Origin of the sequence: Bradyrhizobium lablabi, assembly GCF_900141755.1 — a bacterium.
Lineage (GTDB): Bacteria > Pseudomonadota > Alphaproteobacteria > Rhizobiales > Xanthobacteraceae > Bradyrhizobium > Bradyrhizobium lablabi_A.
Genome location: NZ_LT670844.1, coordinates 250967 through 267041, shown reverse-complemented (window position 1 = coordinate 267041; position 16075 = coordinate 250967). Strand labels below are relative to the sequence as shown.

10 protein-coding genes are annotated in these 16075 nt (G+C 63.9%); 8 read left to right on the top strand and 2 right to left on the bottom strand.

Annotation, left to right across the window (positions count from 1 at the left end; genetic code table 11):
- Positions 1-56: 56 nt before the first annotated feature.
- Positions 57-1463: a M48 family metalloprotease gene (locus B5526_RS01205; protein ID WP_079536245.1), complete on the bottom strand. Its 1407-nt coding sequence runs from the start codon at positions 1461-1463 to the stop codon at positions 57-59.
- A 101-nt stretch (positions 1464-1564) separates the two neighbouring features.
- On the opposite strand from B5526_RS01205, the gene B5526_RS01200 reads away from it, so the two are divergent.
- The 4 genes from B5526_RS01200 (at position 1565) to B5526_RS01185 (ending at position 6020) form a co-directional block, all read left to right on the top strand.
- Positions 1565-2752 carry a pyridoxal phosphate-dependent aminotransferase gene (locus B5526_RS01200; RefSeq protein ID WP_079536244.1) on the top strand — a complete coding sequence of 396 codons (1188 nt, stop codon included), beginning with the start codon at positions 1565-1567 and terminating at the stop codon, positions 2750-2752.
- 129 nt (positions 2753-2881) lie between these two features.
- Positions 2882-3439, top strand: coding sequence for a biotin transporter BioY (locus tag B5526_RS01195; RefSeq protein WP_079544598.1), 558 nt, complete (start codon positions 2882-2884; stop codon positions 3437-3439).
- A 133-nt stretch (positions 3440-3572) separates the two neighbouring features.
- Positions 3573-4898 (top strand): dicarboxylate/amino acid:cation symporter, encoded by a 1326-nt coding sequence (locus B5526_RS01190; RefSeq protein ID WP_079536242.1) that lies wholly within the window; start codon positions 3573-3575, stop codon positions 4896-4898.
- Positions 4899-4979: 81 nt separating this feature from the next.
- Complete coding sequence (locus tag B5526_RS01185; RefSeq protein ID WP_079536240.1) at positions 4980-6020, top strand: hypothetical protein; 1041 nt, start codon at positions 4980-4982, stop codon at positions 6018-6020.
- A 76-nt stretch (positions 6021-6096) separates the two neighbouring features.
- On the opposite strand, the gene B5526_RS01180 is transcribed toward B5526_RS01185, so the two are convergent.
- Entirely contained in the window at positions 6097-9258 is a 3162-nt protein-coding gene (locus B5526_RS01180; protein WP_079536239.1) for an Rne/Rng family ribonuclease, read from the bottom strand.
- A gap of 697 nt (positions 9259-9955) precedes the next feature.
- On the opposite strand from B5526_RS01180, the gene B5526_RS01175 reads away from it, so the two are divergent.
- From B5526_RS01175 to B5526_RS01160, 4 genes are all read left to right on the top strand, one after another.
- Entirely contained in the window at positions 9956-11257 is a 1302-nt protein-coding gene (locus B5526_RS01175; RefSeq protein WP_079544597.1) for an N-acetylmuramoyl-L-alanine amidase, read from the top strand.
- A 208-nt stretch (positions 11258-11465) separates the two neighbouring features.
- Entirely contained in the window at positions 11466-13973 is a 2508-nt protein-coding gene (locus B5526_RS01170) for a penicillin-binding protein 1A (RefSeq protein WP_079536237.1), read from the top strand.
- Between the two features lie 88 nt (positions 13974-14061).
- Positions 14062-15193, top strand: a protein-coding gene (gene prfB, locus B5526_RS01165) for a peptide chain release factor 2 (RefSeq protein ID WP_154071068.1) whose coding sequence is annotated in 2 segments (ribosomal slippage) — positions 14062-14130 and positions 14132-15193 — 1131 coding nt in all. Because the reading frame shifts where the segments join, the coding sequence is not laid out codon by codon here.
- A gap of 3 nt (positions 15194-15196) precedes the next feature.
- Positions 15197-16066: an NAD(P)-dependent oxidoreductase gene (locus B5526_RS01160; protein ID WP_079536234.1), complete on the top strand. Its 870-nt coding sequence runs from the start codon at positions 15197-15199 to the stop codon at positions 16064-16066.
- Positions 16067-16075 lie beyond the last annotated feature (9 nt).

Here is a 16075-nt window from a genome sequence, read left to right as displayed (position 1 = left end):
TCCTCTTTCGTGAAAGCCGGTTTTTGGAAACCTTGATACGCCGGCTTTGTGTATTTCTAGTTGCTGTTTCTGCCGGGTGGCATCTTTGCAGCGACGATATCGTCGGCCTTCACCCAACCGGGGGTACCGACGGCGAAGCGGGTCTTGGCGCGCGAGGCGAGTTCGCGCGCGGTCTTGTTGTCGCCGCGCAGGAAGGCGGCCTGTGCGGACGCCAGATCGGCTTCGGCGTAATCTCCCTTTCGGCCATAGGCCATTGCGAGTTGGGAAAAGCCGAGCGGGGCCTCGGTTTCTCGTGCCACCGCCGCACGCAGAATCGCAATTGCTTCCTCAGTGTAGGCCTTATTATCCGTGGCAACGAGCGCCTGCCCAAGTAACATCTCGATGAGCGGTGCGTTATTCGAGAGCTGGACCGCCTTGCGGAGCGGCGCGATCGCCTCGGCGGGCTTGCCGCCCTCCAACAGCGCCTGGCCGCGCAATTCATAGAAATAGGGGTTGTTGGGCTGTAGCTGGATCAGTCCATCGATCATGCCGAGCGCGGTACGCAAATCGCCGTGCAGATAGGTTGAGATGGCATGCGCGTAGCGCGCGGGCAGGCTGTCGTTCGACATCGGATAGCGTCGGTAGACGGTGTCCTGACGCTCCATGAAGGCCGAGATCTTGGCGCGCACCATGTCGTGGCGCAACTGCAGCGGCGGATCGTCTTTCTTGTCCCAATAGGGCGAGGAGCGCGCCAGTCCTTCGAGCGCGGCGACGCGTTCGGCGGGCATCGGATGTGACTGCAAATAGGGGTCCGACCCGCGCGCGGCGAACAGGCTCTCATTGGTGAACCGCTTGAAGGTCTCGTGCATCCCCTTGGCGGATTGGCCGGTCGCGGTCAGGAACTTCACCCCGGCGCGGTCGGCGTTCTCTTCCTGCTGGCGCACATAGGAGATCAGGCTGCGGCGGATCATTTCCTGAGGGCCTGTGACCGCGGCCGCGCCGGCATTGGCGAGGCCAGAGTTGCCACCGCCCCTCGAGCCCGCGACCATTGCACCGGCGCCAAGCAGCATGGCGATGATCATCTGCGTCTGTGCCTGCGCCAGCTGCTCGTGCATCTTGGCAAGATGGCCGCCGGCCAAATGGCCGGTTTCATGCGCCAGCACCCCGATCAGCTGGTTCGGCGTCTCCGACTGCATGATGGCGCCGTAATTCACGAAAATGCGGCGGCCGTCGGCAACGAAGGCGTTGAACACGCTCTCGTTGATGATGACAATCTGAATGTTCTGCTTTTCCAGGCCCGCCGCGCGCAGGATTGGCCTGGTATATTCGCGCAGCAATTGCTCGGCCTCAGTATCGCGAATCGTCGGCGGGCCCTTGTCCTGCTCGGCGCGGGCGGGGAGCAGCGGCGCAAGCGCAAGCGCTGCCGCGGCGGTGACTGCGATCAGGCTGGACGATATCTTGCGGTGCGCGATGTGAAGCAACATGTCGATTTATAAAGGATTGGCGGCGGGCCGGATACGGGATATGCCCTAACAAACCGTGGAATGCGGCTTGTCTGGGGCGCTGGGTCAAATAGCAGATATCGATGCTCGAAGCGACACTGAGAGAACGTGCAAAGCGCCTGCTGACGGCATCGGGGCGAAGCGATGTTCCGCCGTTCATGGTGATGGACGTCATGGCGGCGGCGGCGCGCATCGAGGCGGCTGGCGGCCATGTCATTCACATGGAAGTCGGGCAACCCTGGGCTCCGGCGCCGAAGACGGCGATTTCGGCCGCCCACGCGGCGCTCGATGTGGGGCGGATCGATTACACCTCGGCGCTCGGCGTTCCCTCGCTGCGCGAGCGGATCGCAAGGCACTACCGCGACGCCTATGGCTTTGGCGTGGATACGGACAGGATCGTGGTCACCACGGGCTCGTCGGGCGCGTTCATCCTGGGGTTTCTCGCGCTGTTCGAGCCGGGCGACCGGGTTGCGGTCACCGTGCCCGGCTATCCGCCCTATCGTCATATCCTGACCGCGCTCGGCTGCGAGCCGGTGCTGATCGAGACCTCGAGCGAGAACCGCCATGCGCTGACCGGCGAGGCCTTGCTGGCCGTCCATCGCAAGACACCCTTAAAGGGCGTGCTGGTCGGTAGTCCGGCCAATCCGACCGGCACCATGATGTCGAAGGAGGCGCTCACGAGCCTGATCGCGGCGGCCGAAGGCGCGGGCATCCGTTTCATTTCCGACGAAATCTATCATGGCCTCGACTATGCATTCCCGGCTGTGACGGCGGCGGAGCTTTCTGCGAACGCGCTGATCATCAATTCGTTCTCGAAATATTTCTGCATGACCGGCTGGCGGGTCGGCTGGATGGTGGTGCCGGAACCATTGGTGCGGCCGATCGAGCGGCTGCAGCAGAATCTCGCGATATCAGTGCCCACGCTGTCGCAAATCGCAGCCGAAGCGGCGTTTGAGGGCCGCAGCGAGATGGAAGCGGTAAAACACGGTTACCAGGAGAACCGCCGCATCCTGATCGAAGGCCTGCCGCGCTCCGGTCTCACCAAATTCCTGCCTGCCGACGGCGCGTTTTATCTTTATGCCGACGTCTCGGCGTTCACGTCGGACAGTTTCGAATTCGCGAAAAAGATGCTGGACGAGGCGCATGTCGCGGCAACCCCCGGGATCGATTTCGATCCGATCCACGGCCATCAGTTCATCCGCTTTTCCTATGCGCGCTCGGCCGACGATATGCGCGAAGCCGTCGCGCGCCTCGCGCGGTGGCTCGGATAGCGAACGCGACCAGCTCGATCCCTCTGGAAAAAGACACTCCCAAATATCCATCTCAAGCAGGAGACATCCTTGTTCACCACGTCAATACCGCAACCCGTCGACACTCCGCATTTTCCGCTTGCCGCGATGCTGTGGCCCGGTCGCGCCGATGGAATTTCGGGCCTTGTGCGCTCGATGCTGCTGATCGCGCTGGGAACGGCGTTGTTGACGCTTTCGGCCAAGATCAATCTGCCGCTGCCCTACGTGCCGATGACGCTGCAGACGCTGGTCGTCCTGGTGATCGGCGCCGCCTATGGAAGGTGGCTCGGAAGTCTGACCGTGATGGCCTATCTGGCGGAAGGGGCAAGCGGATTGCCGGTGTTTGCGGGGCCCGTTGGCGGTCTCGCGCCGCTGGTCGGCCCGACAGCGGGCTACCTGGTCGGTTTCGTCGCCGCGGCCTTCGTCACCGGATATTTGAGCGAGCGCGGTTGGGATCGCTCGGTGCTGCTGCTGTTTGTGGCGATGGGGATCGGGCACGTCATCATTCTCGGCTGCGGACTGGCGTGGCTTGCGCTCGGCATGAAGCTCAGCTTTGCGAAGGCATGGCTGGTCGGGATCGCGCCCTTCCTCGGCGCGACGGTGATCAAGAACGCCCTCGGCGCGGCGCTGGTGCCGGCGCTCAGGCACGCCTTCGATCACCGCAGGTAAAATCAGCGGCGGCCTTGCGCAACGTCATTGACTCCGCCGCGCCAATTGATCTCAGCTGTGGCGGCGGAACTGTCGTCGGCGCAAAAAAGGCCAAAGACGGGTTCGCGAATTTAGTTAAGGGAGAGTGAGCGTCATGGCGGCAACGATCGCAACCGGGGCACCAGTCCGTGCGGCAAAGCCCTGGTACAAGATACTTTATCTTCAGGTGCTGATCGCGATCCTGCTCGGCGTCCTGATCGGCGCGCTGTGGCCCAATCTCGCGACCAATGACTGGATCAAGGCGCTCGGCGACGGCTTTATCAAATTGATCAAGATGGTGATCGCGCCGATCATCTTTTGCACTGTCGTGTCGGGCATCTCCCACATTGACGATGCCCGAAAAGTCGGCCGCGTTGGTGTCAAGGCGCTGGTCTATTTCGAGGTCGTGTCATCGTTTGCGCTGATCATTGGCCTTGTGATGGGCAATCTGTTTCACGTCGGTCACGGGCTCGCCGCGAAGCCCGATGCCGCGGCGGTACAGCATTATGCCGAACAGGCGGCAGAGCAAAAATCGGTCGATTTCGTCCTCAACATCATCCCGGACAGCGTGGTCGGCGCGCTGGCGCGCGGCGACATCCTCCAGGTGCTGCTGTTTGCCATCCTGTTCGGCTTTGCGCTGATGGCGCTCGGCGAACGCGGCCACCGGCTGCGCGACATCATCGACGACACCTCGCATGCGATCTTCGGCGTGATTGCCATCGTCATGAAGGCCGCTCCCCTCGGCGCCTTCGGCGCGATGGCCTACACCGTCGGAAAATTCGGAACCGCCGCGCTGCTCAATTTGTTCGGGCTGATCGTGCTGTTCTATGCGACCGCGGCGCTGTTCGTGGTCGTCGTGCTCGGCCTGATCGCACGCGTGGTCGGCTTCAACATCTTCAAGTTCATCGTCTATATCAAGGAAGAGCTTTTGATCGTGCTCGGCACCAGCTCGTCCGAGAGCGCGCTGCCGCAATTGATGGCGAAGCTCGAACGGCTCGGCTGCTCCAAACCGGTGGTTGGGCTCGTGGTGCCGACCGGCTACTCGTTCAATCTCGACGGTACCAACATCTATATGACGCTGGCGACGCTGTTCATCGCGGAGGCGCTCGGCGTCGACCTGTCGTTCAGCCAGCAGATCACCATCCTGGTGGTCGCGATGCTGACCTCGAAGGGCGCCAGTGGCGTCACCGGCGCCGGCTTCATCACGCTTGCGGCGACGCTGTCGGTGGTCAATCCGGCGCTGGTGCCGGGCATGGCGATCGTGTTCTCGGTGGACAAATTCATGAGCGAGGTCCGCGCCCTCACCAACATCACCGGCAACGGCATCGCGACCGTGTTCGTGTCGTGGTGGGAGGGTGAGCTCGACCAGGAAAGGCTGCACGCCAATCTCGATCGGACGATCGATCCGGCTGATGTGGAGACGGCGGTCACGACGGGTTAGTAAAGCGAGGGTGTCCATTTCGGGGAGCGCCATGCGGCCGAAAATAGGGTAGGTTGCATTGCCGGGCAGGAAAGGACCCTCATGTCGGACGCCGCACCCCCGCAATCCGCCGCGGCTTCGTCGCTCGCAGCCTATGGCAATCTTAAGCTCTATGACTTGCAGAAGCCCTTTGTTGAGCCGATGCTGCAGCTCTGCCGTCTTACCAACACCGCGCTCGATGCCTTGTTCTACGATGTCGGCGCCCTGGCGACGACCTTGCTGGCGCAGGGTATCGACATCAACACCGGCGCGTCGTGCGATGATGGCACGTCGCCTCGTCCGCCCAAGACGATCGATCTCTCCGCCGCGACCCATCCGAGCGGCTCCATCGTCATCGTCGATGCAAAACTTCGCGGCTTGATCAGTGACTGGTTCCTGGACATGGAGCCGTTCATTAATCACGCCAACAACGCCGGCAGAGACACGCTCCACACCCTCGCCGTCACCGGCGTCGGCAGCTCGGCCTATGGTGCCGTGGCTTTTGCCTGGGACGTCTCGAAGGCGATCGGGGAGCCGGTGGCGGCCGTGGTGCCGGGTTACGGGCTAGCGGATGTCGTTCCGCAAGCGCTCGGCGGGTGGTTCGGTTTCGAGATATATGACGCGCTGCAAAGCGCGACCCAAAATTGGCTCGCCAGTTTCGCTCCGACGCTCGCGATGATGGGCAAGGAACTGGCGCTCAGCACGCCGGGGCGCGATCCGGCGGCGACCGGTGCGCCGGTCTATCGATATGGAAGCGCGGCATCAGACGATGTGCACGCCATCCTTAAGGCCGTTCCGACGATCACCCGCCTGGTCGGTCACAGCAAGGGAGCGCTTGCCATCGAGAACGCGTTGCGCTCTCTGGCAACATCTCACGCCGAGGGAATTTCGGTCTTCACGCTGGGCTGCGTGATCGAAGAAGAGTTTCCCAAAAACCGCTATCAACAATCTCTCGGCTGGCTCGACGCGCTGGGTACCCTCAACTCGCTGGGCAAGCTCACTTCGGGGGGCCGGGCGCCTGAACGTCCAACCCTCGCGGACCACAGCACTAACAGCCTTTTTCCACTGAGCATGCAGGTGGGGCCCTGCGTCGCGGCGCGCTGAACGCTCTCCGTCGCCCGCCGAAACAAAAACCGCCCGGTTTTGCCGGGCGGTTTTTTCGATTCACAAATCAGATTGTCTATTCGCCGTTGCCGAAGCGCCGCGACCACCATCCGGCGCGCCGGGGCTGGGTGTCGGTTACCGTCTCGGCAGAAGGCTGCGGGGACGGCTCAGGGGCGGGGGCCGGCGCGGGCTCGGGTTGGCTGTGGCTGACGGGTGGCGGTGCCGCAGGCTGGGCGTCGGCCAGGAAGCTCACCTTTTCGCGCACGGTTGAGCGGCGCCGCGCCGCGGCTCGTTCGGCCTCTTGCGCGGTCTCCGCTTCGGTGGAGGCCCGTGCAGGCTCCGGTTGAGTGCGATCCGCCGGCGGTTGCTCCGGCTGCGGTGCGATGGATTCCGGTTGCACCATCGGCAGCGATGGCTCTGGTGGCGTATATCCGTCGAAATCGGCGACAGCGCTGGCGGCTTCCGGAGCCGGCGGGGGGCTGAGTTCGTCCTGGATCGATCCGAGGAGACCATCCTCCGGCCCGCCGCGCCGGCGGCGTCCGCCACGGCGTCCGCGACGGCGGGGCCGCCGCTCGCCCTGCGGCTGATCGGCGCGAACCTGGCCGGGCTGCTCGTCTGATTCATCGTCGTCGGCTTCACCGTCTTCCGCGACGACGCCGGGAACCGTGGCCGCTTCGAACGGCACGCGGGCCATCTCATTCTCGTCACGCACCGGCCCGCCTTCGCGCGCCTCACCGGGACGGCCGCGTCGCCGCCGCCGCCGCTTGCGCCGGGGACCTTCGCCCTCGGCCTGACCCTCACTGCCTTCGCTGACGACGACATCGTCGGCGAGCCCTTCGGTCTCGTCGGTCTCAACTTCCGATTCGACTTCGACGTCGAGCGCCTCGTCCTCGTCGAACGCTTCCTCCGATGACGGCGGAAAGGCCGCGACCTGCGCCGCCAGCAGCGCTTTCGCCGCCTCCAGCGTATGCACCTGCTCGCCGCGATCGATGATGAACGACTGCTGGCCGCTGACCGTCGGATCGGCGATCACCGACAGCGTCACCTTAAAACTGTTTTCGAGGTCGCGCAGATGGCCGCGCTTATGGTTGAGGACGTAGAGCGCGACATCGGTCCGGGTCCGCACCACGAGATTGTGGGTCGCGCCCTTCATCAATATCTCCTCCAGCCCGCGCAACAATTGCAGCGCCACCGAGGACACCGAACGGACGTGGCCGCTGCCGCCGCATTGCGGGCAGGGCTCGGTCGAACTTTCGAGCACGCTGGCGCGGATGCGCTGGCGCGACATCTCGAGTAGCCCAAAATGCGAGATGCGGCCGACCTGGATACGGGCGCGGTCCTGCCGCAGGCAATCAGAGAGCTTGCGTTCGACCGCGCGGTTGTTGCGCTTCTCGTCCATGTCGATGAAGTCGATGACGATCAGGCCTGCGAGGTCGCGCAATCGCAATTGCCGCGCGACTTCCTCTGATGCCTCGAGGTTGGTCTTTAGCGCGGTATCCTCGATGTGATGTTCGCGCGTCGAGCGGCCGGAATTGACGTCGATCGAAACCAAAGCCTCGGTCTGGTTGATCACGATGTAGCCGCCGGAGCGTAGCTGCACGGTCGGTGAGAACATGGCATCGAGCTGGCTCTCGACCCCCATCCGCGAGAACAGCGGCTGGCCGTCGCGATACTGCTTCACCGCGCGGACGTTCGAGGGCATCAGCATCTTCATGAAATCGCGCGCTTCCTGGTAGCCGGCTTCGCCCGCGACTTGAATCTCGTCGATTTCCTTGTTGTAGAGGTCGCGCAGCGAGCGCTTGATCAGCGAGCCTTCCTCATAGACCAGCGTCGGCGCCTGCGACTTAAGCGTCATGTCGCGGACGGTTTCCCACATCCGGATCAGATATTCGAAGTCGCGCTTGATTTCGGGCTTGGTGCGGGAGGCGCCCGCGGTGCGCAGGATGATGCCCATGCCTTCCGGCACGTCGAGGTCCTGCACCACTTCCTTGAGCCGCGAACGGTCCTGGGCGCTGGTGATCTTGCGGCTGATGCCGCCGCCGCGCGCGGTGTTGGGCATCAACACCGCATAGCGGCCGGCCAGCGACAGATAGGTCGTGAGCGCAGCGCCTTTGTTGCCACGCTCTTCCTTCACGACCTGCACCAGCATCACCTGGCGGCGTTTTATCACTTCCTGGATCTTGTATTGCCGGCGCGGGCGGAAGGCGCGCTCGGGCACTTCTTCCAGCACGTCGTCGCCGCCGACGGATTCGACGACGTCTTCCTCGGCCTCGTCGCCGTCATCGTCATCGTCACGGCTCTCGTCGCCGACCGCTGCGGCGGCATGTTCGGCATGCTCCGGGGCGACGGGCTCGCCGTCGGCATGTTCCGGATGCTCGCTGCCGCCATGTTCGGCATGCGGGGCGTCGTCGGCATGGGCTAGGTTCTCGTGCGCGTGCTCTTCGTGTGTGCGCTCGTCATCGCCGTGTTCGTGGTCGGCGTGTTCGTCGTCGGCCTCAAGACTCGCCGTAATCGCCGGCGCAGCGTCGATGGCCGCGGCAGCGTGCTGCTCGCCATGAGCTTCCGCCGGTGTCTCGCTCGCATGAAAATGGTCGTGCTCATCATGGTCATGGTCGTGGTCGTGATCGCCATGGGCATGGTCATGATCGTGCGAATGCTCATGGTCATCATGATCATGATCGTGACCATGATGCTCCGCATCGGCGTGGTGATGTTCGCCGTCATGGGGGTGGCCGTCCCCGGCGTGCAAGCCTTCGGCAAGCACGCCTTCGGCGTGGTCGTGGTCTTCGAACTGGCTGTCACGCGGCGCGGCAGCCTGCGACGGGTCGGGGCTTGCGCTCTCGACGATCTCGCTCTGGATGCGCTCGCCATTGCCGCGGCGGCGCGAGTTGCGGTGGCGTGGGCGGCGGCGGTTGGAGCGGTTTTCGCTCTCTTCCTCGGCCTCGCGATGGGCGCGTTCGTCGGCCTCGATCAGCGCCTGGCGATCGGCGACCGGAATTTGATAATAGTCCGGATGGATTTCGCTGAAGGCCAGAAAACCGTGGCGGTTGCCGCCATATTCGATGAAGGCCGCCTGCAGCGACGGCTCTACGCGCGTGACTTTAGCGAGGTAGATGTTGCCGCGCAGTTGCTTGCGCTGGGCGGTTTCGAAATCAAATTCTTCGACGCGGTTGCCGCGGACCACAACGACCCGGGTCTCTTCCGGGTGGGTGGCATCTATCAACATTTTGTTGGGCATTTTGGAACTCTTGGCGGCGGCGGGCGCGTATCACGGTAAGCGCGTGTCGCGCCGCCGGGTGACGCGACGGTCCACCTGATTCGGGGGTGAGGGGAAGGCCAAAACGCAACCCGGGGCGCCCTGCCGAACGGGATCCCGCAAGACGGCGCGCGGAGCTTTCGCTTCGCGTTGGCGCGATTCTTCCGTGGATCATGGTCGGCTTCACAGTCTGGCGCATCAAGCGTCGGCCCGTCTAAAACATCTGGGCGGCAAAAGGCCGCCTTGTCTTTTGCTGCTGGCTTAGGCCAGCGCCAAAGCGCCTGCCTGATCTTCGCTATCGGGACGTTTGCGTCCCGGATAATCGGTTATGCCGTGTCTTTAACCGTCCCTGGAACAAGATGGTAACCTGGGACCGGACGCCGCTCGGGCTCGAAACCGCCGCTCCTTGTCAGCCGCGCGCTGCGCTGGCTGCGGAGGGATCGGAAGGACGCTGGAATCCCCGAGGTTTCGAAGGTTCCGGCGCTGCACCGGGAGGCTGAACGCGACACAACCGGGAGTATTAGCCGTCAGCCCCTCGTACATACGTGGATTGGGGCCTTCGTGCAAGGGAAGCGTCGCAGCCCGGCAACACTCGACCTTATTCGCCACATCTGCGTTAAGCTTCGGTTAACCCTGTGGCCCTATTGCGATAAGAGGGCTGCTCGGAGGCTTGGGATTCGTGGCGAGCCGCACAAATCATCGCTTTTTGCTGGGATGGGCGCTATTGTGCGCCGCGGCATTGCTTTGTTCCGACGCCACAATTCTGCGCGCCGCCGAAAGTCAGGCGGCTGGCCCGGCCGCGGCCTCGAATTTTCCGATCGCCTCCGATGCCCGCCTGGCCGGCGACGCCAAGCAGACCCGCTTCGTCCTCGACCTCGACAAGACCATCCAGTTTCACGCCTTTGCGCTGGCCGATCCGTACCGGGTGGTGGTGGACATTCCCCAGGTCAGCTTTCAATTGCCCGCGGGGACCGGAGCTGCAGGACGCGGGCTCGTAAAGGCCTTCCGTTACGGGCTGGTCATGCCCGGAGGTTCGCGAATCGTATTCGACCTCACCGGGCCGGCGAAAATCGCAAACGCCTCGGTGCTGGAGGCCGCCAACGGCCAGCCGCCACGGCTGGTGATCGAACTGGAAGAAGTCGATCGTACCAGCTTCGTTCAATCGCTTTCGCCCGAAAGCCGGCCCGAGTTGAAGCCTGCCATTGCCGAGACCAGAACCGCGCCGGTGCCCGCACCGGCGGCGGAGCCGGCAAAACCCGCGGCACCTACGGATTTGCGTCCGGTGGTTGTGATCGATCCCGGCCATGGCGGTCTCGACAACGGCACCCAGTCGGGCGGCGAAATAGTGGAAAAGAACCTGGTGTTGGGGTTTGGGCTCGCGCTGCGCGACCGGCTTGAGAAAAGCGGCAAATATCGTGTCGTCATGACCCGGGACGACGATACCTTCATTCCGCTCAACGACCGGGTCAAAATCGCCCGCAATCAGTCCGCGGCGCTGTTCGTGTCGATCCATGCCGACGCCTTGCCGCGCCGCGAGGGCGATGCCCAGGGGGCGACGATCTACACGCTCTCCGACAAGGCCTCCGACGCCGAGGCCGAACGGCTCGCGGAGGCCGAAAACAAGGCGGACGCCATCGGCGGGGTCAATTTGACCGAGGAGCCGACCGACGTTGCCGACATTCTGATCGACCTCGCTCAGCGCGAGACCCGCACCTTCTCCAACCGCTTCGCGCGGCTATTGATGGGGGAAATGAAAAATACCGTGCGGATGCACAAGCACCCGCTGAAATCGGCGGGCTTTAGGGTGCTCAAGGCTCCCGACGTGCCGTCGGTCTTGATCGAACTCGGCTATGTCTCCAACAAGGGCGACCTCGAGCACCTGGTATCGGAGAGCTGGCGGTCCCGGACCGTCGGATCGATGGCGCAGGCGGTCGATGCCTTCCTGGCCAAACGCCTGGCGACGGCCACGCCGGCGCATTGAAAAGGGAGCCCCTGCAATGCTGGAAGCCCTAGTTTGGCCACAGCGGCGACCCTATAAAAAAACACCGCGAGGTGTTCGGAATCAACCCAAATTCCCTCCCGGCCAACGTATTATGTGCCGGCGCGGAACGGGACCGTTCCGCGAATGGCGTCCATGCAGAGGAACGCGCCGCCTTTTGTGGCGCACGGGCTGAAACGGATATTCGATAATGCGCTTGCTGGTGCGGTTTATGGGATTCTTGTTCGCCGCCGGAACCGTGGTGTTCCTGGTGGGGGTCGCCGCAGCCGCGGGGATGATCTGGCATTTTTCCAAGGACTTGCCGGATTATTCGCAGCTTCAGGATTACGAGCCGCCGGTCATGACCCGCGTGCATGCGGCCGACGGCGCGCTGCTCGGCGAATATTCCAAGGAACGCCGCCTTTATCTGCCGATCCAGGCGGTGCCGAAGCTCGTCATCAACGCGTTCCTGGCCGCAGAGGACAAGAACTTCTACGAGCATGGCGGCATCGATTATTCGGGCATGGCGCGCGCGGCAGTCGTTTACGCGCAGAATTACGGCTCCAACCGCCGGCCGCAGGGCGCTTCCACGATCACCCAGCAGGTCGCGAAGAACTTCCTGTTTGCCGACGATGAAAAGACTAAGGTGTCGCTTACCCGCAAGATCAAGGAAGCCTTACTGGCGATGCGGATAGAGCGTGCTTACTCGAAGGACAAGATCCTCGAACTTTATCTCAATGAAATCTATCTAGGCCTTGGCGCTTACGGCATCGCCGCGGCATCGCTGGTCTATTTCGACAAATCGGTGAACGAGCTCACGGTTGCCGAAGCATCCTATCTGGCCGCGTTGCCGAAGGCGCCAACGGCGCTGCATCCGGTGCGCAACCGCGACCGCGCCGTCGAGCGGCGCAATTACGTGGTCGACCGGCTGCTGGAAAACGGCTGGATCAAGCAGGCCGACGCCGACAAGGCCCGCAAGGATCCCTTGATCGTCACCAACCGGAGCAATGGCGCGCACATCTTCGCCGGCGAGTATTTTGCCGAGGAAGTCCGCCGCGACTTGTTCGAGCGCTACGGCGAAAAGAAGCTCTACGAAGGCGGCCTGTCGGTCCGGACCACGCTCGACCCGAAGATTCAGGTGATGGCGCGCAAGACCATGGTGGCCGGCCTCGTCAATTATGACGAGCAGCAGGGCTGGCGTGGCGCGATCAGCAAGCTCGATATATCCGGCGACTGGGGCGTCAAGCTTGCCGACGTCAAATCGCTGTCGGACATCTCGCCGTGGCGGATGGCGGTGGTGCTAGAGACCAGCGATCAATCCGCGCGGATCGGCTTCCAGCCCGGCCGTGAACTGGGCGGCGCGGTCGCCAAGGAACGGCAGACCGGCATCATCACGCTGGACGGCGTCAAATGGGCCAAGGCCGCATCGGGACCGGCCAAGGGCCGGCCGCCGACGGCGGTCTCACAGGTGCTGGCGCCGGGCGACGTGATCTATGCCGATTCGCTGTTCAGGGATGGCAATCCGGTCGATGGCCAGTATCGCTTAAGGCAATTGCCGGAAGTCTCCGGCGCCATGGTGGTGATGGATCCATGGACCGGCCGCGTGCTCGCGATGGTCGGCGGCTTCTCGTTCGACCAGAGCCAGTTCAATCGCGCGACGCAAGCTTACCGGCAGCCCGGCTCGTCGTTCAAGCCGATCGTCTATTCCTCCGCGCTCGACAACGGCTATACGCCGTCGACGGTGGTGGTCGACGCCCCGATCGAGATCGATCAGGGGCAGGGGGCGGGAGTCTGGCGGCCGGAGAATTTTTCGAACGGCAAATTCAACGGCCCGACCACGCTGCGCAACGCGTTGCGGCTCTCGCTGAACACGGTGACCGTGCGGCTGGCGCAGGATATCGGCATGCCCCTGATCGGCGAATATGCCAGGCGCTTCGGCGTCTACGACGAGTTGCCGAACTATCTGTCCTATGCGCTCGGCGCCGGCGAGACCACCGCGATGCGGATGGTCACGGCCTATTCGATGTTCGCCAATGGCGGGCGGCGCGTGAAGCCGACCTTGATCGACCGCATTCAGGACCGTTACGGCCATACCATCTTCAAGCATGACGCGCGCGAATGCCGCGGCTGCGACGCGCCCGGCGGCTGGAAGAACCAGCCCGAGCCCCAACTGGTCGATCGCCGTGAGCAGGTGCTGGACGCGATGACGGCGTACCAGATCACCTCGATGATGGAAGGCGTGGTCCAGGGCGGCACCGCGATCGCGGTAAAGGAGGTCGGCAAGCCGATCGCCGGCAAAACCGGCACCACCAACGAGGCCAAGGACGCCTGGTTCATCGGGTTCTCGCCGGACATCGTCGTCGGCATCTATATGGGCTATGACAAGCCGCGCCCGCTCGGCCGGGGCAATGCGGCAACCGGCGGTCATCTGGCCGCGCCGATCGCGCGCGATTTCCTGAAACTCGCGCTCGCCGACAAGCCGGCGATCCCGTTCAAGGTGCCGGCCGGCATCAAGCTGATCCGGGTCGTGGCCAAGACCGGCATGCGTGCCGGTCCGGGCGAGACCGGCGGCGTCATCCTGGAAGCCTTCAAGCCGGGCACAGCGCCGCCGGATAATTACAGCGTGATCGGGGTGGCGGATGCCGACGGCCGATCGCTGCAGCCGGCTCCGGATGCCGACCGTAGCCTGTTCCGTCCCGGCACCGGCGGGCTTTACTAGCGCGAGCCGATTGCGCTTTGCGGCGCCCGCCGCTACATCCCCTCGCAGCACCAATCATAGCGGCCCCGTGCCGCAGATCAGAGAAGCCATGCGCGCCGAAGTCGAACGTCTAGTCGAAGAGATCAAGCAGTCGGTCGGGCTGCTGAGGAGGCATCTTTGACGTCGAACAATCCACCGCGCGTCTGGCGGAGCTGAACAAGCTCGCCGAAGCCCCCGATCTCTGGAACGATCCCCAGAAGGCCCAGAAGCTGATGCAGGAGCGCACCTCGCTGGAGGACGCGCTTGCCGGCATCGGCAAGGTCGAGCGCGAGCTCGAGGACAATATCGGCATGATCGAACTCGGCGAAGCCGAGGGCGATGCCGGCGTGGTCACCGAAGCCGAGATCGCGCTGAAAAACTTGAAGAAGGAAGTCGCGCGTCGCGAGCTCGAAGCCCTGCTGTCGGGCGAAGCCGACCGGTTCGATTCCTATCTCGAGGTGCATGCCGGCGCCGGCGGCACCGAGAGCCAGGACTGGGCCGAGATGCTGCTCCGCATGTACACGCGCTGGGCCGAAAAGCACGGCTTCAAGATCGAATATCTGGAAGAGACCCAGGGCGAAGAGGCCGGCATCAAATCCGCCACCATCCAGATCTCAGGCCACAACGCCTATGGCTGGCTCAAGACCGAAGGCGGCGTGCACCGGCTGGTGCGGATCTCGCCATTTGATTCCAATGCGCGCCGCCACACCTCGTTCTCCAGCGTCGCGGTGTTTCCGGTGGTCGACGACAGCATCAAGATCGACATCAAGGAATCCGACGTCCGCACCGACACCATGCGCTCCGGCGGCGCCGGCGGCCAGCACGTCAACAAGACCGAGTCCGCGGTTCGGCTGACGCACATCCCGACCGGGGTCGCGGTGGTCTGTCAGGCCGGCCGTTCCCAGCACAAGAACAAGGCGCAGGCCTGGGACATGCTGCGCGCGCGGCTCTACGAAATTGAATTGAAGAAGCGCGAAGAGCAGGCCGCCGCCGACCAGGCCGCCAAAACCGACATCGGCTGGGGCCACCAGATCCGCTCTTACGTGTTGCAGCCCTATCAGATGGTGAAGGATCTCCGCACCGGCGTGCAGACCTCGGATACATCAGGCGTGCTCGACGGCGACCTCGATGAGTTCATGGCGGCGACATTGGCGCAGCGCGCCTTCGGCACCACGCCGGGCGCGGTCGAGGATGTGGATTAGCCGATGGCACATGTCGCCTTTATCGGCCTCGGACGCATGGGCCACGGCATGGCCGGCCGCTACCTCGACGCAGGTTTTACGGTCGCGGTCTGGAATCGCAGCCAGGCAAAGGCCGAGGATCTGATCGCGCGTGGCGCGCGATGGGCCTCTACGCCTGCGGATGCCGCCGATGGCGCGGACGCTATCGTGACGATGGTTGCCGATGACGAGGCCTCGCGCGCGGTGTGGCTCGGCAGGGATGGCGCGGCGGCGGCCAAAGTCGGGACGCTCGCGATCGAATGCTCCACCGTGTCCTACAGACACGCGCTCGATCTGGCGCGTGAGCTGCGTGGACGCGGTCTGATCTATATCGATAGTCCGGTCACCGGCCTGCCCGATGCGGCGGCGAGCGGGAAGCTGACGCTCCTGGTTGGCGCCGAGCCCGCTGACCTCGAGCGCGCGCGGCCCTATCTCGTGCCGCTCTCGACCACGATCCGCCACTTCGGCGCGGTCGGCTCCGGCACGGTCTACAAACTGATCAACAATCTGATGGGCGCCATCCAGATCGCCGGCATCGCCGAGGGTCTTGCGATCGCCGAGCAGGCCGGCCTCGACATGAAGCTGGTGCTGGAAGCCATCGAGACTGGCGTCGCCGCCAGTCCGCAGGTGCTGCGTCATTCTAAGCGCATGGTGGCGCGGAATTTTTCCGGCGCGACGTTTACCGCGGCGTTGCGCCACAAGGATGCCGCCTACGCCGTGGCGCTGGCCGAGAGCCTTTTGTCCGATGCTCCGCTGATGGGGCGCGCCGCGGTCGAGGCCTATGCGCGGGCGAAGGCGGTTGCGCCCGACGATGATGAAGGCAAGATGATCGAGATCGTGTCGCGGCAGAAATAGTATATTTTG